Origin of the sequence: Mesorhizobium robiniae (genome assembly GCF_040545535.1) — a bacterium.
In the GTDB taxonomy this organism is placed as follows: Bacteria; Pseudomonadota; Alphaproteobacteria; order Rhizobiales; family Rhizobiaceae; genus Mesorhizobium; species Mesorhizobium robiniae.
On the sequence record NZ_JBEPMC010000013.1, the window covers coordinates 175,731 to 191,736 of the forward strand.

Below are 16,006 nucleotides of genomic sequence, written 5' to 3' on the forward strand. Positions count from 1 at the left end.
ACCGCTTTCCGCTAGATTATGCGCCAGATTGATGTCCTCATCGGTGCGATCGTGGCAACAGAGCCGGCAGTTTGGCTTAGACATGGGGCGGGCTCCAATGAGCGGCGGACGGCAGGCCAGCATTGGTGCCTTTGGCGTAAAGGTGGGTCATTACTTTTGATCGCTTGCCCCGCAGTTCCCGGAGTACGATAAGTTGCGGGGCTCTATTGGTGGCGTTACCAGCGAACGGCTCCTCTACGACGGCTTCGCGCCCTGCCCTCAATACCTGATAGGCGTTCGCGCGAGCCGGCCAACCGTGGCCGCCCTTCGCCATGCCGGGTGACCTGACCTTCCACCGCCAAAGCGCCGAAGGTCTGCTCGCGAGGGCGCCTGCCAAACGAATTTCATCCGGCTCGGCCTCCCGGCAGGCGACGGCGAGCGTTCCCACAGCGTTGCTGAGCAGATTCCTCAGCACGCGACATTCGAACATGAATTGCTCGACAGCACGGATCAGCTCCACGCCGGCGAACGGAGCGGTCGGGACGACAAGGAGCGTCGCGGCCAACGTGACGAAGCCGGTATTGGTAATGCGAGTTGCTCCCTTCGAGAGTATGGTGACAAGAAGCAGCAGGATCCGATCGCCGATCGACAGATCCGTATTCGTCGCCTGCGCGATGAAGAGGGCCGCCAGCGTCAGGTTGATGTTGGTGCCATCCCGATTGAAGGAATATCCGGCCGGGACGACGAGGCCCACGACCGAACGCGCGGCGCAGGCCTTCTCCATCTTCTCCATGAGTGAGGGTAGCGCGGCCTCTGAAGAGGACGTTGCGAGGACAAGCAGCAGCTCTTCCTTGATGTAGCCGATGAGAGCAACGATCGAGAAGCCGTTGTAACGGCAGACCGCGCCGAGGATGACGAACACGAAGAGGAAGGCGGTGAAATAGAACGTCCCGACCAGCATCGCCAGGTTCACAACCGAGCCGATGCCATATTTGCCGATGGTGAAGGCCATCGCGCCGAAAGCGCCGATCGGGGCAGCCTTCATCAGAATGCCGACGAGCTTGAAGACGGGCGCGATGAGCGCCTGAAGGAAGGAAACGACAGGCTTGCCCGCCTCACCGGCCATCGCCAGCGCGATGCCGAAGAGAACCGAGAAGAACAGCACCTGCAGGATGTCGCCTTGCGCAAACGCGCCGACGATCGTCGACGGAATGATGTTCATCAGGAAGTCCGTCACGGACTGCTCGTGGGCCTTTGCGGCGTAACTGTTCACGGACTGCAGGTCGAGCGAGGCGGGATCGATATTGAGGCCGGCGCCGGGCTGAACGACATTGGCCACGATGAGGCCGACGATCAGTGCGAGCGTCGAGAAACTCAGGAAGTAGACCATGGTCTTGCCGGCGACACGGCCGACCTTGTGAAGATCGTTCATACCGGCAATGCCGGTTGCAATTGTCAGGAAGATGACAGGCGCGATGATCATCTTGACGAGCTTGATGAAGGCATCGCCCAGCGGCTTCAGGCTCTCGCCGATCCCCGGACAGAAATAGCCAGTTGCGACGCCGAGGGCGATGGCGACAAGCACCTGCACGTAAAGCTGGGCGTAGAGAGGCTTGCGAGGCGCGGGATTCGCGCTGCGGACTGGTGGAGCTAGCATTTTTCTCTCCCTGACCGGATTGGGGCGAGTTTCGACCGTCCCGGGCTTCTTCCACCGCGGCGCTCCGGTCGAACGCTGTACCAATGCCGCCGCAAGCTCCGTGCCAAACCGCAGTGGCGCGAGAAACGCGCGGGATCTCTCACGCCGTGCATGTGCGGATTTCTGCACTCGCCGCAGGCGCGTGCCTTCATCGAAAGAAGGGCCGCCTGTCCTCATATGCTTGGAACGCGCTGGCGGACCCCGTAATCAGCCTTGGCATCACGTGCGCATGGACTCTCGTTCGCAAAGGACGCATCCTCCAGTCTGGGAGAGAGGGGCATGGGCAAAGTCAATCGCGAGCAGGGTGCCAATCAGGCTGACCGGTGGCGAAAGCGCGCCAGGAAGCGGCGTCGCCGCTGGCAACCGCAATTTCTCATTGCGATGGTGATAGTTCCCTTAGCCGCCTTTCTCACGGGGAGCCCAAGCAGCCTCGAAACTGTCGCAGATCTCGTTGTGCCAGGCGTCGCGACAGGCGGCGCCATGACCGGCTCGGGCAGTTGCGATATCAAGGGGAATATTTCCGTCAACACCGGGGAACGAATCTACCACATCCCTGGTCAAGAACATTATTGGGAAACCAAGATTAGCCCTCGATATGGCGAGCGCTGGTTCTGGTCCGAGGCGGAGGCAGTCGCGGCAGGCTGGCGCAAGGCAAGACGGTAAAAGCGGCCTGCCGCCTTTTCAAGGTGCGGCGGCTGCGGTGGCATGACGATCCGCGAATTGAACCCGGCTGGGATAGCAACCCTGGTTTCCGCTCGATGGGATCGTCGACCAAATGTCAGCCGCAACACCTTGCAGTCCGACATGAGGGTGGAAAACTCCCACGTTGGTGCCACGCCTGCAAGGAAATCGTTCGCCCCGGCATTGTCGGCGAACTCTGGCCAACAGCGAGCAGTCATTCCGGCGCGGTCTGCAGGCCGCCAGCGCACAACCTTGCTTGCCACAGGCGGTCCACCGTCGCGTTTGTGCTGACTTCGACGGGTCATTTGGGTCTCAGAATTGTTTCGCTTGCAATACTGCAAGCGAACCGGACCGGCTGGTCTGCAACATCATCCGCTCCAGCGTTGCGGTCTGCTTGACCGCTATCTGGTTTAGCGAATGCGTCGCCTTGTGTTTCGCACGGCTGTGCCGTCGCGCGGCGGCGCGTTGGTTCTTGGTCATGGGGTTCCCAGGCGCCGTCTCGATTGGCGGCTGTTTTGTGTGGATAAGCCGTCCACGGCCTATTGGTCCTGCGCGGCATGCCGCGCACTCTCGCGGGATGATGGCGGAGTATGTTGAACTGGCGCTGTTGGAGCAGTCCCTCGCCAATACAGGCGGCATACAGCGTCCGTTTTCCGATCGGGTGGACGACGTCGCGGAGAAAACTGGCGGCTCGGTTTTGTTCGACATTCGCGTGGACGGCGACACCCGCATTCGCAGAATGGCGGCGATTGGATATGGCGCAACCGGCACCGTGGCAATCATGATGGACAAAGAGGGTCAACTTAGCTCCGCACCAATAAACCCAGACAACGATTTTCTAGTGGCCAAACTAACCGCGTGGAATTCACTGCCCATGGCCGAGCAGGTCAGTGCTAGCTACCGAGGCACGGCATCAATCTTGCTGGCGAAGCTTCGAAAATCGGGCCGCGTCGATCGTTCAACTTGACCTTCTCAAGCACGGCGGTGAGGTAACGGTGTAGCAGCTCATTATAACAGCCACTTGGCCTCGTCGGCTCGCGCCTTGGCCGTCCTACGTCTTACCGGCAGCGGGCACGCCTCCGGACGGGCCTTTTTGTTTCGAAGCGAGCGGTTGAGCCGTCATCCTTAAGCTTCTTGCGGCCAGTATCCGCGCCGCGGCAGCACGCTCAAAATCTAATATGTTCGGATTCCATGATTCATCCTCGCCATTGACGCTGCGCATGTTCTTTTGCGTGATGTTTTCCCGTAGCTATCACCGGCAGCCGTGTTGCTCTAGAGAAACAAGACCCGTCGCAGACGATCAGCGTGAGGAAAAACTCTGCGTCTTCGTTCACCGAATTAGCAGACGCTTGGCTGCCTTGCTCCTCCGGTGCGGCTGGACAATTTTGTCGAGAAGACAGCCGTACTGGGATCCGCTAAGTCAGGCATCAAGGACAATGTCGGTTATCGGCACTGCCTGACAAGTCAGGCAGACGGTGTGATCATCCGGCTCGCTTCCATGCAAATGACGGACATTGCCCGACAGAATGCGGACTTCGCAGCTTTCGCATTGCCCGACCCGGCACCCGCTCGGCAGATTCACGCCCAGTGCTTCACCAAAACTGAGCAGCGGGCCGCTTGCAGGAGACCATGTATCCGGTTGCTTGCGCGAGAGACTGAAGGACACCCGAAACGTCTTGCCGTCATCGACCATCGCAGTTGCAGGAGAAGTGAAGGCCTCGCTGAAAATATCGAAGGCCGGCAGCCCGCGCGCGACCAAACCTGTTCTTACGTCCTCCATCATCGGCGCCGACCCGCACATATAGACTCGGGCGCGGCGCGCAATGAGGTCGTCTGCAACCACGGTTGCGCTGATCCGGCCTGTCGCCTGGTGGTTTACGCCGCGCCGGTCCGTGGCAAGCGGCTTGCTGTAGTAATTGACGACCGTCAGTCCCGGTAGCCGCTGTTCGTGGAAGGCAATGCGCTCGCTGAAGGCATGTGTACGGCTGTTAGTGTTTCCATAATGGAGCCAGATTTCCGCTGGATCACCGTCCGGCAGAGACTCCAGCAGACTCATGAATGGCGTGATGCCAATGCCGCTGGCCATCAATATCATCGGCTGCGGAGATTGGCGCGGCAGGACGAAACTGCCTGACGGTGACTTCAATTCGACGATTTCGCCGACAGCCAGTTCGGTATGGATATGGTTCGACATAACGCCGAACACCGCCGTGCTGTCCTCAAGAACGACGTTCCGAAGCCGGACGGTGATGTTATAGGTCTGGCGCTGGTCGACGCGCGCGGCATCGATGAGCGAATAGGCTCGACTGACCACCGCCGATCCGATCCGGGCTCTGATCTCTACATGCTGCCCGGGGTGGAAATCCGGTAGTGCCTCGCCGTTCACTGCTGTGAGACAAACGCGCATGACACCTTCGGCGTCGGCTTGGAGCGCGGAGACGCGAAATGGCAGGTAGCCCTGCCACCGCCGCTGGCCCTTCTGCGACAACGGATCGGGCTCGATATCGCAGAGAAAGGATCGGAGCGGCGTCGATCCGCTAACGGGATCACTGGCATCTCCAGAGATCAGGCTGTTGAAATTGCTGCCTTCGCCACCTTCGATGGCGAGAGCGGGGCGGTCGAGCTCCGGGCAGGCCTGCCACCAGCCGAATTCGGCAACGACGATGTCATCGGCAAGGCCCGGCGTGACCCGGGTTATGAAGCGCGCCTGGCCTTCTCGGGTGGATATCCTGATCCCGTCGCCTTCAGCGATGCCCCGCGCGGCTGAGAGCGCTGGGCTGATTTCGGCAATCGGCTCGGGCGCGCGCTTTCGCAGCGAAGCCAGGCTGCGGTGCTGACTGTGGCAGTAGAGGCCGTTTTTCGCCGAACTAAGGATTAACGGATACTTCCGGCCTCGGCGGATGTTGTCCGGTCCGGTACGTTCCGCCGGCGGAACATAGCTGGCGATAGCCGGCTGGCCGCATCGATGCAGACGTTCGGAATAGAGTTCGACGCGACGCGTCTCCGTGTCGAAGCCGCGTATCTTTTCGGGGTCGTCGGCAAGTGTCAGCGCAAATTTCCGCTCAGGCGCGTCAACCGGCCATCGTAGGCCCCGGGGCGCCGCGCGCAGCTCATCCACGGTCAGGCCGAGCGGAGCCAGCATGTGGTTCCAGCCCGCCTCGAGACTTCCGCCGAAGAATGCGTCTCCCATGCCGAGTCGGCTGGCAAGATCGAAGACGATATCGTTGTCGGAGCGGGACTGGCCACGCGGAGCGACCATCCGCGGGCGAAGCTGGATAAGGGAGGCGGCGGCGGCGCTGATCTCGAAGCCGATGCGGAGGCCCTCATGCTCCCAGGGAGAATTCACCGGCAGAAAAATATCGGCGTTACGCGCGGCCGGTGTCTCGAAGAGATCGCAATGGACATGGAATTCGAGTGCCTTGAGCGCCGCTTCGGCCGTCCTGCTATCCGCCTGCGAAAGCGACAGGTTCGTCCCGAACGCCATCATCCCGCGCACCTTGTAAGGCACGCCTTCCGACACAGCCCGGTAAAGGTCGCGGGCGGTGACCCAGCCCATTGCGGGCGGGCCGATCGGCCGTTCGGATGCCGAGGGCCTTCGCCATTTGCTCCTTCGGGATGTAGCCGAAAGCGTTGACGGGATTGTAGGGTGGACTGCGCCTGATACGGTTGCCGCCGATGCGATCGAAACTGCCGCTGAGCGCGTAGAGTGTAGCAACTGCGCGATCGGCCTGTGTCGCGTTGGTGTGCTGTGCCAGTCCGCTCCAGGCGTGGTAGGCGATACGCCGTCCCCCGCAGAGGAGGTCGGCCGCCGCCCTCAGCGCCTCCGGGGGTACGTTGGTGACGGCTTGCACATGCAGCGCGTCGTAGGGTTCAGCCTCGCGTGTCAGATGCTCGAAGGCTGGCATGCAGCCGATATCGACGCGTTGTCCGTCTGCTTCAAGAGTGACGGTGAAGGTGCCGCGCAGTGCCAAGCGCTGCGGATCGATGGATGATCGCACTGCACCCGGATCGATCGCGATAGGACATCCGGCCTGCTCGTCCCAGACGATGTAGCGCTCAGTCTCGTCGCCCGGTAAAAGATCGCGCGCTCGAGCGCACCAGAAATGGCCCATTCGTCCAGCGTCGAACGAAGTCTTCATCGTAGCGGCGTGTTTCGATGAGCATGCGGATCAGGCCGAGCGCGAGCGCGGCGTCGGTTCCCGGCCGGACAGGCAGCCAGACGTCGGCTTGGTGCGCCAGTGCTATGGGACGCGGATCGACCACCACCATGGCGGCGCCCTTCTTGCGGCCGCGTCCGATGGCATGGGCCTGCGCCAGCCATGTATTGGCCGGATTGTGGCCCCAGAGCAGGATCGTGTCGGCATTCTCATAATCCGCGGTCGGCATAGCGCAACCGAAGGTGAAGGCGTGGGCGAAGTCCTTATGCCAGTTGCAAATCTCGGTGGCGAAGCAGATGTTTGGACTACCGAAATGACGTATGAAACGCTCGATCCAGTCGATACTGTCAGACAGCGGCGTGCCGCTCGGCGATGTGATGGCGAAGGCCACTGCTTCAGCGCCGCTTTCGGCCTTGATTTCGCCAAGACGCCGAGCTGTCTCGGAGAGTGCTTCTTCCCAGGTGATGCGCTGCCAGCCTGGACCGGCTGAGCCCTTGGGCGTGGTGCGCCTGAGCGGATAAAGCTGGCGATGCGGGCTGTGAACGATCTCCGGCGCGGCATGACCCTTCATGCACATGGCCTGGCCAGTGGGGTGAGACGGATCGGGGCGTACCGCAATCAACATCTCGCGGTCTACCTCATTCAACGTGCCGCAACGCGACCGGCAAAGCGTGCAATAGCCCGGGATGGTAGTGGTCAAATGGGCCTCCCATGGGAACAGACCAAATCCGCCTAGCCGGGCCGCTCAGTAGTTCGTGCAGGCAGCCAGCAGCCCGAATGGCGGAAGGGACTAATCGAAGACTGGCGGCCTGCGATATTTGGTCGTTTGCTCGAAACCGTATCCGAGGCGGAACAGATTGGCCTCCCGGTAGGGCTGGACGAGCAGTTCGAGGCCAACCGGAATGCCCTGACAGAAGCCTGCGGGCAGGCAGATCGAGGGCAACCAGGTCTGCGACCCAATCAGCGTGTTGGTCGGGAAGGTCAGACACGGATGGTTGCCGGCGCGAATCTCGTCCTGAAGCGGCGGAAGCACCTGCACCGAGGGGAAGACGATGGCGTCGAGCGCATGTTTGCTAACGCGCTGGAAGCGGTCACGTGCGGCGAGCTTGAAATAGTAGTCCGGATCGTCCTCCGGCTTGTTTGGCCCGTCGAAAATGCCAACCAGCAGGTCGACCGCAGGATCGTAGGTACCATTGCCTTGATTTCCTCGAGCGAGCCGGTCGGCATATTGGGCCGCGAGGCCAAAAAGACATTGATGTCGTGCCTGGAATGGCAGCCATAGAGCGAGGTCTTGGCGATGTGATCAATCAGATCGGGAATCTCAATATCGACCAGAACTGCGCCCGCGGCCTCGACAGTTGCCAGCACAGCCCGGATGGCTCCAATTTAGTGGGTGAGAAACGACCTCGAAGGTAGAACTGCTCCTGATCGCAAGCGCCAACCGTATTCGCTATCTGCGCCAACAAGGCCGACACTCGTCGACGCCTTGGCAACAGTCCGAATCGGGAGGGAACTATCGAAGCAGCTGGCCACGCTCTTGGTGCCGGCGACAGCAGTCCCCAGGTCTTCCGATTGCGCCGTCGAACATAGCCAACCGTCCAACCGAATATCCGCAGGCGCAGTTTGCGTGAAAAAGCCGGGGCAGGCTAGACGCCTCTCTTGTTACCCCAGAGCATAACATGCAGCTGCGGCAGCACGCGGGCTTCGAACCACCTGTCGCGGGTCACGTTATCAACCAGCCACTCCATGCGTTTCACTATTCCTTCAAGGTCGACAGGCGCCTGTTCATTTCCCGGACGTGGCGGCGTGTGATTGCCAGGTTGCAGATAGATCGGAAGTCGAGGAAATCTGGCGGCGGTGTCTTTCGCGAAGGCGTAGTCACTCTCATCGAAAACAACGAGCTTGAGCACGATTTGCGGCTTCCCCTGTGCCGCCTGGAGGCACGCCTCGAGCGCGGCCCAATCGGTCGTCATTTCGCTTGAGGGCGGCTTTGGGCTGAGGACCAGCACGTCAAGGTCGGCAAACCAGTCCCTGACCACCGACCCTTGGGTTTCCAGCGCAAAACGGTAACCGTCACCATGGCCGCGCTCGATCAGCGCGCCGAGCGGCTGGATGGCCGGATTGCCGCCTGACAGCGAAACCATCATCGGGCGGCCACCGGAAAGCGCAAGCACGTTTTGCCATACCGCGCCGATGGACATCGTCTCCCATTCATGGCGGAATTGATTGTCCACTGCATGCAGGCTGTCGCACCAGGAACAGCGATAGTCACACCCGCCGGTTCTGACGAAGACGGTCGGCAAACCGATAAGTACTCCCTCGCCCTGGATCGTCGGCCCGAAAATCTCACTCACGCGGATTGCGGGATGCGTATCGGTCATGGCCGGCATTCCGCCCATGTTTTCGGCGTTTCACTTACCCGCACGGCCGAAGTTTCGGGCAGGCGTGCCTTGCACCATTCATAAAAATGTCTGGCCAGATATTCCGCCGTGACTTGCCCATGTCCCAGCACGTCGTTGAGATGTCGGTGGTCGAAGCTCTCGTCGATATAGCGTTTGAGCGGTGCCAAGTCATGATAGTCGCGCACGAAGCCGTGCTCGTTCAGTTCCTTCGCCGAAAGCTCCACTTCGACGATATAGTTATGCCCGTGCAGGCGCGCGCACTGGTGGTCTGGCGGCAAAGACATGAGCTGATGCGAGGCCGAGAAGTGAAATTCCTTGGTGATTCGGAACATTACACGCTCCTCCTCCGCAGCGCCTCGAGCCAGAAGTCGGTGTCCTCGTAGTCGGTGGGGTCCGGGCACCCGGAGAGATGAAACGCCTCGCGCCGCTCGACGCAGGTCCCGCACCGTCCACAGTGACGCTCGGCGCCCTTGTAGCAGGACCAAGTCTCGACAAATGGCGTGCCGTATGTTGCTCCATCACCAACGATGTCCGCCTTCGTGAGGTTCACATAAGGCGCATAGAGGCGGATGTTCGCGTAGCCGTCGAGCGCGCGGTCTTGCATCACCTGGAAAGCGTCGATGAAGGCTGGCCGGCAGTCCGGATAGATAAAATGATCCCCACCATGCACGGCCGTCGCCACCGCGTCAGCGCGGCGAGCGGCCGCGAGACCGAAGGCGATGGCCAACATGATGGCGTTCCGGTTCGGCACGACCGTGGTCTTCATCGTGTCTTCAGCGTAGTGGCCGTCGGGCACAGCCACATTATCCGTCAGCGCGGACCCGGACAGGCCGCGGCCGATTTCACGAATGTCGATGATGCGGTGCGGGACGCTCAGTCGCTCCGCGCAAAGAGCGGCAAAGCGCAACTCCTTCCTGTGTCGTTGGCCGTAATCGAAAGATAGGAGGCCGGCGAGTTCGTGCTCCGCCGCCACCTTGTGAGCAAGGGAAACGGAGTCCAGTCCGCCGGAGCAGATGACGAGAGTCTTCATCGTGGGGTCCCTGTTTTGACCGGGTAGGCTGCGACCGGAGATTTCTCTGCGCTCGCAGTACCTCAGGGAGTCTCGTTTGTGAACGGGGGGACGAGTTTGATGCGCTGACGTGCCGCGGTGCGCGGGGCTCACAGGTGACGCTGAGCCTGGAAAAGTCGGACACACGAAACGGCAAGGTTCTCGACGGTTCAATCACGGATCCCGAACTTCCAGTGACGGAAGTCATTAACGGTCGTCGAGCAGAAGCCCAACTTCACGAACTGCCCGCGCCTTCCGCTACAGGAGCGGTTCGAACCGCAGCACGTCGTCGGTCAGGGGCCGATGGCAAATCCAAACTAAATGATCGGCGGTGGACCTACATCTGTGAACAAGCCGTGGGCGTCGATTGCAATCACCCCTGTGTTGCGCGCAATTACCCTTATGGCCGTAAATGAACTGGACTTGATGGTTTTCCAGATGGCGGTCGAAAGCGTCCGCTCACTCCCCTTAAGCTTCACTGAAAAAGCCGCGGCGATAGCCGCCAGGAGCCGTGGTATCCTGCTTTTCGACGTGCGAGTCGACGGCGACGCTGAGGTCCAGCGGGTCGCAGCCATCCGATATCCGGGCGACCAGGCCGGCGTGCTGGCTTTGGACAGACAAGGCCATGTTACCCGCCATTGCATCGTCAACGGCGCTTTCTCACGTTTCATTGCGCCATTGGAGAACTGGACCAGCATGCCCCTGCCGATGCAGGCCAAGATCGATGTCGACGACCATGCCAGTCTCTTTCTGGGCGCCTTGCGAAAGGCCGGGCATATGCTTGGCAGCTAACATTTGGCCGGAGTGAATCTGTGGATTTTTGCATGCGACATCGGCGCCGACATCGCCGGGATGACAGTCGTGCTCGACAACGGCTCCGGCGACCGCGGCAAAGCAGTGACCGTGACCATGGCGACCAATCTTACGTTGCATCGATGCGATCGTTTAGAGCGAGGTCTCTGCCTGGCATCGAGCAACATTCACCGCGGTTTTCGCAACGCGCAAATGGGGCCTGGCCCTGCCGCCCCCGGTGCCGCCGAATTCGGAGGCGGGAGAATCGACCACCATCGCCTCCTTCTGGCGGAAGTCGAAGGGCTCTGATCCTATGCCAAGGGAAACTCCGACATGGCAACAGCGGCGCCGCCGCGCCGCCCTGCCTTTTTTCAAGCAGGCAGGAGCTTCCGGTGCTCTTGCTGGGTCACGTCGACACATGATCGCAAATGGCAGGTGGGTGAACACCAAACTGGCGCACCCCATGGCGGTGGGCTTGACGCGCCAGAGGAAGCGCAAGAGTTTACGCGCATGCGACGGTCACACTGGCTGCCTGCTGGGGGATCGGCAAAGGAGGCGTCGGTGCGCCCTACCTCGGCATTCCTAGAAGCGCGCCGGCAGCCTGGGCGGGGGGCTTGGGGTTAGACTGCCGGCGCACGCCACTCACGAAGAGCGGCCCCTTTTCGCGATTTAGATGCCTATAGTCAACCCAGTAACGTCTGGGTGCGCTATGCGCTCGTACGAGCGGCGCGGGATGTCGGCAGATCGTTGCTAACGTGATGGGCCGCTCTCGCCGGCTACCTTGATGTTCCAGTCAGTATCGCCCTGCCGACCAGCACAAGCACGCCGTCAGCAATCCCTTCGTCGCGAGCCGATGCTATCGCGCACGTGTCGCAGCACTGCGGGTGGCTATATCGCCTAAGACAGCATGAAGAAGCATTCTAACTTCCTGTTCGGCGAGCCCCGGTGCAATTCCCGATTCGGACAGTTGAACGAGAATTTTCTTGGCGGTGCTGCGCCAGAAGTCGTGTGCGTCCTTTCTGTTCCTGGATTGCAGGACCCGGGCAATACCTTCGACCAATTTCCGCCGCCGATGCAGCGGAAACGCGCTTATGTTTGAATCACACATCGGTCACCTCACCCTTTCAGTCTGCGAATAAGGATTGGCGGATTAAAAATCTGGTTAACAGGGCTTTTTTGACGGTGGTCAGCAATGGAGTAAGCGTCCGCCAGGCTCGGTGCACAGGCCCGCCACTGGACGTGGCGGCAGGCGCGAGTTCGAGTTCCTGTTCAGCAAAAGCCATCGGCGATGACAAGCCGCGGAATCGCAGGGAGTGATGCTTCAGCCGATCAGGCCCGTCTTAGGGCAGGTTCTTGGACTTGATCAGAACCAGCTGAACCGCCATATCCCGATTTGGCTGCCAATTTCAGGTGGCCCATTCCATGGATGGGGCCTATCGGCCGAATCGACGTCCATTTATTTGAATTGCCGGGAGCGCCAGATCGGGGGAAGAAGTCTCCCGATTTGTCAGGTGCCCTGGTCTTCTTGGAGGTGTTTATGAAGGCTTCGCGCATTCCCGAGCCGGTTTTGAAGGCTATATCGGAGGGAACCCACGTCATTCGCGCTTATCGTGAGCACCTCGGATATACGATCGAGGACCTGGCGGTGGCATGCGGGCTAGCCGCTGAGGAAATCCAAAACATCGAGTCGGGTCTGAGGTACAACAAGGGCTATCGGCATCGCATCGCCAGATCGCTGTCCCTGCCTGTGGGAATTCTTGAAGAGTCGGACATATTGGACGCTGCGTGATGTGGGTATGTGAGTTGGACACCGCGACCTGTGCTAGTCGAAACATTGGCGTTGCGCTTCCGGCCAGGCGTATGGAATGCTGGATGGTGAAGCCGACATCTTGGTTCCTTTCCCTGAGATGGCCGGCCGAGGATAGCCGAAAGCGCCGCGGGCTCTGACCACCTCCTTGGTCACCTTTGCCTATCTGCGTCCGCTGCCGTCGTCTTTGAAAGTCAATGCCAGCGAAAGACAATGCCAGCGTTTCGTGCAACTTGCCGAGCATACCCGTGCTTGGGAAAATGAACCCGGCATGCTTGGTCGGTGTCCGGCAAGCTGCTCCACGGCTACGGGCGCTTCAAAGACATCCCTTATGCACGCGACGGTGGCGAGCCATCGAAGCCAGTCCCGGGTACTCAACGGCCTATGGCGTCATCCTCGATACCTCTGACGAGAGTGGCAAAAGCGATGGCCCCAATAGGCTGCGTCTTTTCAATCCAGGCCCCCCGTTTCACGTCGAAAGCAATCCGCTGCGCGAGATGGAGATCAAAGGCACCATAGGGTGCAGATCATCGGCTTCAGCCATCGATAGTCGTCGGCCGCCTGGTTGCCCAGCAGCTTCAGCGTCGAGCCGCCAACTGCCGCCTTAGGCCAACGGTGCGCTTGCCGCGTTCTCGTTCCGGCTATTGCTCGTCGGCACAGCCGCCATAGTCATCATGGGTGTCTCGACCAATATGCTCGAGCCCGGATTGATGCCTCGTTCGTGCTCGCCTCATAGGCCAGTTGTCACTGGGCTGCCGCGCGAAGCGGCTCAACCCGGTTGCAACTTGATGCGAGCCGGCGGGCGCATCGCAGAACAGGGCTTCCTGCGATTTGCCGAGTTCGAACTCTGGAACCCATCGGCCACATGCATCCGAAAGAGGAAGCGGCGGCGACGGTCTGACACGAGCCAACCCAACTCTGAACGACCGCATTCTTGCAATCAACGGCCAGGGGACATGTATTGCCGGACGGCCGTGCTGACGCCAGCTTCAGCAAGCTCTATCCGGTTGCCCTGCGCAATCATGCGACCTGCCGAAAAAGAAAGGCGATTTTCATGACTGCAGCGACTGCGCGTTTCCCGAAATTGCGGCGAGCAATAATGGTCATCTGGGCTTCGGGTCTAAAGACAAAGATGTTGGCAGTTTCGGATGGACGAACGTTGCGACCTGTAAAGCCTCACAATCATTCGACGGTGACCGATTTTGCGAGATTGCGTGGCTGGTCGACATCTGTGCCCATGAAGAGCGCCGTGTGATAGGCAAGAAGCTGTATCGGCAGCGAAAAGATCATCGGCGCGATAATCTCGTCGACGGCCGGCAGTACGATCGTGTGCATGGTGTCGAGTTTCGATGCGGCCGCCCCTGTTTCATCGGTGATGAGGATAATCCGACCTCCACGGGCAGCCACCTCCTGCATGTTGGAGACGGTCTTGTCGAAAAAGCGATCATGTGGCGCGATGACGATCACTGGCATGTTCTCGTCGACCAATGCGATCGGGCCGTGCTTCAATTCACCCGCGGCATAGCCCTCGGCATGGATGTAGGAAATCTCCTTGAGCTTCAGCGCACCTTCCATCGCCAGTGGGACACTGGTGCCACGGCCGAGATACAGGACGTTATGAAATTTTGACAGTTCGCGCGATAGGAGTTCGATCTCCGGCTGGATGCTGTTTAGTACCTGGCCCATGATGCGCGGCATTTCGGCGAGGCTCCTGACGAGAGCCTGCACCTCGTCTTCGGTTACGGTTCCGCGGGCCCTGGCGGCGCCGATGGCGAGTGCGGCAAGAACGGTAAGCTGGCAGGTGAAAGCCTTGGTGGAGGCCACGCCGATCTCCGGGCCGGCAAGGATCGGGAAGACCGCATCGGCCTCCCGAGCGATGGTCGATTCGCCAGCATTGACGACGGCGCCAATTTTCAACCCAAGCTCCTTGCAGTACCTCAGCGACGCTAGCGTATCGGCGGTTTCACCAGACTGCGAAATGAAAAGAGCCGCCGACTGCGGCGACAACGGGATCTCGCGGTAACGGAATTCGGACGCAACGTCGATTTCGACCGGTAGGCGCGCGTAGCGCTCGAACCAGTGTTTTCCGATCGATCCGGCGAGATAGGCGGTTCCGCAGGCAGAGATCGCCAAGCTCGGTATCCTGGCGAAATCGATGCTAGAAACCGTATCAGCGCGACTGTCTGTGAAGTTGATATAATGACCGAGCGCTTGGGAGATGACCTCGGGTTGCTCGTAAATTTCCTTCTCCATGAAGTGGCGATGGTTGCCCTTGTTGACCAGATAGGCCGCGGCCATGGAGGTCTGGCGCGCACGCTCGACAGGATGGCCATCGAAATCGAAGATATGTGCGCCCGTGTTGCTGATAACGGCCCAGTCGCCGTCGATAAGATAAGTGATTTCATTCGTGAAGGGAGCAAGTGCGATCGCGTCGGAGCCCAGGAACATCTCACTGTCGCCGTGACCGATCGCCAGCGGTGGTCCGTTGCGCGCCGCCATGATGGTTGACGGATCATCCTCGAAGAGGATGGCAAGCGCGTACGCGCCTTTGACGCGTTTCAGCATGGCACGCATCGCCTCTTGCCTCGTCATGCCCTCGCGGCGGTATCTTGCCAAGAGATGCGCGACAACCTCGGTGTCGGTGTCGGTCTGGAACTGGGCTCCCGCTGCCGTCAATTCGTCCTTCAGCTCGGCGAAATTCTCGATGATGCCGTTATGAACGACGGCCACACCGTCGGTAAAGTGTGGGTGCGCATTGCGTTCCGTCGATGCGCCATGGGTTGCCCAACGCGTGTGGCCGATGCCGATGGTGCCGCTCAGCGGCTCTTCCTTCAGCCTCTTTTCGAGATTGACAAGCTTTCCCTCTGCGCGCCGGCGGTGCAAGGCACCCTCGGTGATCGTCGCAACGCCGGCTGAATCATAGCCGCGATATTCCAGGCGCTTCAACGCGTCGACCAACCGCTCCGATACTGGCTGTAGCCCAACGATGCCAACAATCCCGCACATGTTCGTCCCCGAATTCTTCCCGTCAGCGTCAGCCCCACAGCAATCACGGAGACGTTCACCTGCTCGCTTTGATCATGGATGTTATAGTAGCATCCAGTTATATTGGTAAAATTGATAGTTATAATGGCTACCATCCATACTGTGGATAGATGAAGATTCGTTTGAGGGCCCTGATTTAGATCTCCTCGTTGCGCTTGACGCTCTCATGAGGTGAACGCAGGCGCACGCCTGCGGCCCGAAGCAGCTCAGCGGGCATCAGCCCGGCCTTCGCCCGGCCAGGGAATTCCCAACGCAACCGCCGTTGCAGTCCCCGATGTTCTCAACCCACTCGCGTCGGCAGATCCTTGATGATTATCCGAGCCTCGATCAGCAGACATTGTCACGGGATCCATGCGCAGCGCGATTGTCGGTCCGCCCTCATGTCAACGGATGGCTGCC

General features: G+C 60.2%; 15 protein-coding genes. 6 read left to right on the forward strand and 9 right to left on the reverse strand.

Annotation, left to right across the window (positions count from 1 at the left end; translation table 11 throughout):
- Positions 1-76: 76 nt before the first annotated feature.
- Positions 77-1,636, reverse strand: a complete 1,560-nt coding sequence (locus tag ABID19_RS29045) for a dicarboxylate/amino acid:cation symporter (RefSeq protein WP_006204587.1) — start codon at positions 1,634-1,636, stop codon at positions 77-79.
- Positions 1,637-1,954: 318 nt separating this feature from the next.
- Between ABID19_RS29045 and ABID19_RS29050 the strand changes: the two genes are divergently transcribed.
- Entirely contained in the window at positions 1,955-2,338 is a 384-nt protein-coding gene (locus ABID19_RS29050; protein ID WP_263804950.1) for a sunset domain-containing protein, read from the forward strand.
- A 595-nt stretch (positions 2,339-2,933) separates the two neighbouring features.
- Positions 2,934-3,323, forward strand: coding sequence for a hypothetical protein (locus ABID19_RS29055; RefSeq protein ID WP_354494175.1), 390 nt, complete (start codon positions 2,934-2,936; stop codon positions 3,321-3,323).
- Between the two features lie 453 nt (positions 3,324-3,776).
- Here the strand turns inward: ABID19_RS29055 and ABID19_RS29060 are convergent, their stop codons facing one another.
- From ABID19_RS29060 to ABID19_RS29070, 3 genes are read right to left on the reverse strand one after another with little or no spacing between them, the layout of a single operon-like run.
- Entirely contained in the window at positions 3,777-5,912 is a 2,136-nt protein-coding gene (locus ABID19_RS29060) for a molybdopterin dinucleotide binding domain-containing protein (RefSeq protein ID WP_354494176.1), read from the reverse strand.
- On the reverse strand, positions 5,800-6,468 hold the full coding sequence (locus ABID19_RS29065; protein WP_354494177.1) for a hypothetical protein: 669 nt from the start codon (positions 6,466-6,468) through the stop codon (positions 5,800-5,802). Before ABID19_RS29065 ends, ABID19_RS29060 begins: the two co-directional genes overlap by 113 nt.
- Complete coding sequence (locus ABID19_RS29070) at positions 6,413-7,213, reverse strand: molybdopterin-dependent oxidoreductase (RefSeq protein WP_263804947.1); 801 nt, start codon at positions 7,211-7,213, stop codon at positions 6,413-6,415. Before ABID19_RS29070 ends, ABID19_RS29065 begins: the two co-directional genes overlap by 56 nt.
- 126 nt (positions 7,214-7,339) lie before the next feature.
- Here ABID19_RS29070 and ABID19_RS29075 point away from each other — a divergent pair, with 126 nt between their 5' ends.
- Positions 7,340-7,795, forward strand: coding sequence for a hypothetical protein (locus ABID19_RS29075; protein ID WP_244426062.1), 456 nt, complete (start codon positions 7,340-7,342; stop codon positions 7,793-7,795).
- Between the two features lie 364 nt (positions 7,796-8,159).
- Here the strand turns inward: ABID19_RS29075 and queE are convergent, their stop codons facing one another.
- The 3 genes from queE to queC are packed head-to-tail and all read right to left on the reverse strand — an operon-like array spanning position 8,160 to position 9,945.
- Entirely contained in the window at positions 8,160-8,894 is a 735-nt protein-coding gene (queE, locus tag ABID19_RS29080) for a 7-carboxy-7-deazaguanine synthase QueE (protein WP_040583817.1), read from the reverse strand.
- Positions 8,891-9,247, reverse strand: a complete 357-nt coding sequence (queD, locus tag ABID19_RS29085) for a 6-carboxytetrahydropterin synthase QueD (protein WP_006205546.1) — start codon at positions 9,245-9,247, stop codon at positions 8,891-8,893. Before queD ends, queE begins: the two co-directional genes overlap by 4 nt.
- Positions 9,247-9,945: a 7-cyano-7-deazaguanine synthase QueC gene (gene queC, locus ABID19_RS29090; RefSeq protein WP_006205545.1), complete on the reverse strand. Its 699-nt coding sequence runs from the start codon at positions 9,943-9,945 to the stop codon at positions 9,247-9,249. Before queC ends, queD begins: the two co-directional genes overlap by 1 nt.
- 420 nt (positions 9,946-10,365) lie before the next feature.
- On the opposite strand from queC, the gene ABID19_RS29095 reads away from it, so the two are divergent.
- The gene (locus ABID19_RS29095; protein WP_412177248.1) at positions 10,366-10,755 is read left to right on the forward strand and encodes a hypothetical protein; all 390 of its coding nucleotides are present in this window, start codon (positions 10,366-10,368) and stop codon (positions 10,753-10,755) included.
- A gap of 3 nt (positions 10,756-10,758) precedes the next feature.
- On the forward strand, positions 10,759-11,064 hold the full coding sequence (locus ABID19_RS29100; protein ID WP_263792254.1) for a hypothetical protein: 306 nt from the start codon (positions 10,759-10,761) through the stop codon (positions 11,062-11,064).
- 547 nt (positions 11,065-11,611) lie between these two features.
- Here ABID19_RS29100 and ABID19_RS29105 read toward each other — a convergent pair.
- On the reverse strand, positions 11,612-11,863 hold the full coding sequence (locus tag ABID19_RS29105) for a DUF6074 family protein (protein ID WP_263792257.1): 252 nt from the start codon (positions 11,861-11,863) through the stop codon (positions 11,612-11,614).
- Positions 11,864-12,292: 429 nt separating this feature from the next.
- Between ABID19_RS29105 and ABID19_RS29110 the strand changes: the two genes are divergently transcribed.
- On the forward strand, positions 12,293-12,544 hold the full coding sequence (locus ABID19_RS29110; RefSeq protein WP_040583815.1) for a helix-turn-helix domain-containing protein: 252 nt from the start codon (positions 12,293-12,295) through the stop codon (positions 12,542-12,544).
- 1,200 nt (positions 12,545-13,744) lie between these two features.
- Here ABID19_RS29110 and glmS read toward each other — a convergent pair.
- Positions 13,745-15,568 carry a glutamine--fructose-6-phosphate transaminase (isomerizing) gene (gene glmS / locus ABID19_RS29115; protein ID WP_263804946.1) on the reverse strand — a complete coding sequence of 608 codons (1,824 nt, stop codon included), beginning with the start codon at positions 15,566-15,568 and terminating at the stop codon, positions 13,745-13,747.
- Positions 15,569-16,006 lie beyond the last annotated feature (438 nt).

What these genes read in the sequence shown, in the direction of transcription:
- ABID19_RS29055 (WP_354494175.1), top strand. Translation starts at nt 2,934, where the DNA reads ATGATGGCGGAGTATGTTGAACTGGCGCTGTTGGAGCAGTCCCTCGCC.
- ABID19_RS29105 (WP_263792257.1), bottom strand. Translation starts at nt 11,863, where the DNA reads ATGTGTGATTCAAACATAAGCGCGTTTCCGCTGCATCGGCGGCGGAAA.
- ABID19_RS29050 (WP_263804950.1), top strand. Translation starts at nt 1,955, where the DNA reads ATGGGCAAAGTCAATCGCGAGCAGGGTGCCAATCAGGCTGACCGGTGG.
- ABID19_RS29110 (WP_040583815.1), top strand. Translation starts at nt 12,293, where the DNA reads ATGAAGGCTTCGCGCATTCCCGAGCCGGTTTTGAAGGCTATATCGGAG.
- queC (WP_006205545.1), bottom strand. Translation starts at nt 9,945, where the DNA reads ATGAAGACTCTCGTCATCTGCTCCGGCGGACTGGACTCCGTTTCCCTT.
- queE (WP_040583817.1), bottom strand. Translation starts at nt 8,894, where the DNA reads ATGACCGATACGCATCCCGCAATCCGCGTGAGTGAGATTTTCGGGCCG.
- ABID19_RS29065 (WP_354494177.1), bottom strand. Translation starts at nt 6,468, where the DNA reads ATGGGCCATTTCTGGTGCGCTCGAGCGCGCGATCTTTTACCGGGCGAC.
- queD (WP_006205546.1), bottom strand. Translation starts at nt 9,247, where the DNA reads ATGTTCCGAATCACCAAGGAATTTCACTTCTCGGCCTCGCATCAGCTC.
- glmS (WP_263804946.1), bottom strand. Translation starts at nt 15,568, where the DNA reads ATGTGCGGGATTGTTGGCATCGTTGGGCTACAGCCAGTATCGGAGCGG.
- ABID19_RS29060 (WP_354494176.1), bottom strand. Translation starts at nt 5,912, where the DNA reads ATGGGCTGGGTCACCGCCCGCGACCTTTACCGGGCTGTGTCGGAAGGC.
- ABID19_RS29095 (WP_412177248.1), top strand. Translation starts at nt 10,366, where the DNA reads ATGGCCGTAAATGAACTGGACTTGATGGTTTTCCAGATGGCGGTCGAA.
- ABID19_RS29045 (WP_006204587.1), bottom strand. Translation starts at nt 1,636, where the DNA reads ATGCTAGCTCCACCAGTCCGCAGCGCGAATCCCGCGCCTCGCAAGCCT.